Consider the following 2,615-nt stretch of genomic DNA (forward strand, 5'->3'; position numbering starts at 1 on the left):
ATTGTACATTCTCCCACTTTGTAGTTCGCTATATTGCCCGCTACTGTCAGTAAGCAATTTTTCCCAGATCATTCCTTGTTTAGATAATCCCCAAATCCATACCTTTTTGCCAATTTTGTCTCCTCTTTCAGCGTAATGGATCATGCCATAGTTTTCTTTTTGCCAAAATGTGCCAAAATATTTGCTATAAATACCTGTAACATGATACGATTTGTAAGAGCCAAAATCGTTTTGTGCATAAATAGAAATCTGCTTGTGGTTTTTTTCGTCAAAAGGCCAGCTATGCAGAGAGCCGTCGTGTCCTAAATAATAATTGCCGGGTTCCACATATTCAAGGCTATCGGCGACCTTTTCACCTAAGTTCATCCAACTATAATAGGGTTGATCTATTCCACTTCCATTGTGCCAGATTATTTTTGTTAAAAAATAAGCCTTATCTTTTGGCAGAAGTATTTCCATGCTCCAATGTGTTTGTGTCAAAAGATCTAATAAGCCTATTGTACAGCTTGCGCTTCCATCACTATTTTGTTGGGTAATGTAATCAACAGGTGTAGCAACTCCAGGCGTGTGTCCAAAAATACCAAAATTGGCTTCAAGACCCCCACTTGTCCAAGGTCCGCGCAAAGCTATATCGCGAAATTTAACGGCATCATTATCGTAGATAAAAGGTTTGCCATTTTTTTTATCAATTGCTGTCCATATTTTTCCACCAATTTGTGGCATAATGATTACTTTGATAAAATCGTTTTCCAGTGCTACTACATCCCATTTTTGCTGAATAGAAGTACCGGCGAAACCATCGAACCGGAAATAAGGGTAAATATGAGTGGGGTTCGCTACAGGATCGGGGTCCGAGAAAGGATAGGTAGCAAAAATTTTTTTATATTCCTTTACAGAGGAAGGTGATTGGCCAAACGAAATTAATGGCAATATAAATAGAAGTTCAATGAAAACAGGTAGGGCAGCATATTTTTTGCGCATTTCTTATAATTAAAATGGTTAAGAAAAGGAAGGAATTCTCGAAACACCTTATTTTCGAAGTTACGACAAACTTTTCCCATAGAGTTAAACATCAAGATCAGCAGGAAGTATTTTCAACTTCTTTCTTTAAAAAAATGTGGTTACATTAAAACTACACTTATTTTTGTGCTATGACATTTACCTCGCTTCCTTTGGGGCTTATCTTATTTTCGGCCTTTTGTTTAATTATCGTAATTCAATTGGGTTACTATTTAATTGTGTTTAGAAAGCTCGCTTTTTATCAACCAAAACCCAAGACCAATTCGCAGGAATATCCTGTATCTATAATTGTTTGTGGTAAAAATGAAGCAGAAAATTTTTCCATTCACCTGCCCGCAATATTGTTGCAGGATTATGCGACTACACATGAAGTAATTGTTGTAAATGACAATTCAACAGACGAAACCAAGTATTTATTAGAGGGGTTGTACAAACGCTTTAAGGGACTGAAAATACTTACTTTAACTCAGGATGCACTGGGTATTCCTGGTAAAAAATTCCCCCTCTCCATGGGTATTAAATCTTCGAAACATGAAGTTATTTTACTTACTGATGCTGACTGTTTTCCGGCTTCTGAGCATTGGATAAAGATGATGCAAGAAGCTTATACAGAGGGGATAGATGTTGTGTTGGGTTATGGAGCCTATGCAAAAAAGCGAGGTGTTTTGAACAAACTTATTCGATTTGAAACCTTTCATGCCGCGTTGCAATATCTTAGTTTTGCGCTGGCAAAGATGCCCTATATGGGCGTGGGGCGCAACTTGTCATATAAGCGAGAAATGTTTATTAAGAATAAAGGTTTTGCTTCGATTAATCATATTCCGGGCGGAGATGACGATTTGTTTATTTTGAAAATTGCTACTAAAAAGAATACTGCGATTGTTATAGAGCAACAAGCGCATACAATCAGTGACCCAAAAACTACCTGGAGTGAATGGATGCGGCAAAAACGCCGACATTACACTACTTCTAAATATTATAAGCCAAAGTTTAAATTGCTTTTAGGATTATATGCTTTTTCTAATTTTTTGGTATATCCGTTATTGATTTTATCTGTAATATATTTTAATTGGTGGATGGCTCTTAGTGTTTATGCAGTCCGTTTAATCACTTTAGCTATTATCTGGAAGAAAGCTATGCGTAAATTAAATGAAGAGGATTTATGGTCTCAGTTTCTATTATTTGATATTTGGATGTTTTTGTATTATTTTATTATGCTACCTGCATTATTGCGTAAACCTGAAAAAAAATGGTAGCCGATTCAGGCGCCAAAATACTTTCTGAATTTATTAGCACTCCTAATAAGTACATTTGTCACCTTTAGTTTTTATTTTTAAAGAATGAAAAAAGCAATCTCGGTAAGTTTGGTCTTGGTGGCTATATCGCTCATTGGATTTGTTTTGTTACAAGTCAATTGGGTGATCAACATTGTACAAACCCAAGAGCAAAAAATACGATTTAGGGTGGAGCAGTCGGCTAAAGAGGCCGCAGATTCTTTGAGCAATGTGTCTTCTGTCGCATCTTTGCGCCTGCGTGAACAGGGGATTGCTCTTCCTAACAATAATTTTTTATTTCCTTATATAAAAATTAATCAG

3 protein-coding genes are annotated in these 2,615 nt (G+C 36.3%); 2 read left to right on the forward strand and 1 reads right to left on the reverse strand.

Annotation, left to right across the window (positions count from 1 at the left end):
- A partial coding sequence (locus tag ACQR30_RS18240) for a DUF5107 domain-containing protein (protein ID WP_429737236.1) occupies positions 1-981 on the reverse strand: 981 nt, incomplete at its 3' end.
- Between the two features lie 170 nt (positions 982-1,151).
- On the opposite strand from ACQR30_RS18240, the gene ACQR30_RS18245 reads away from it, so the two are divergent.
- Together ACQR30_RS18245 and ACQR30_RS18250 are read left to right on the forward strand one after the other, a co-directional pair.
- Entirely contained in the window at positions 1,152-2,276 is a 1,125-nt protein-coding gene (locus ACQR30_RS18245; RefSeq protein ID WP_429737237.1) for a glycosyltransferase, read from the forward strand.
- An 84-nt stretch (positions 2,277-2,360) separates the two neighbouring features.
- On the forward strand, positions 2,361-2,615 hold a 255-nt coding region (locus ACQR30_RS18250), incomplete at its 3' end, for a hypothetical protein (protein ID WP_429737238.1).

It is taken from the genome of Arachidicoccus sp. (genome assembly GCF_050436765.1).
Taxonomy (GTDB): Bacteria; Bacteroidota; Bacteroidia; order Chitinophagales; family Chitinophagaceae; genus Arachidicoccus.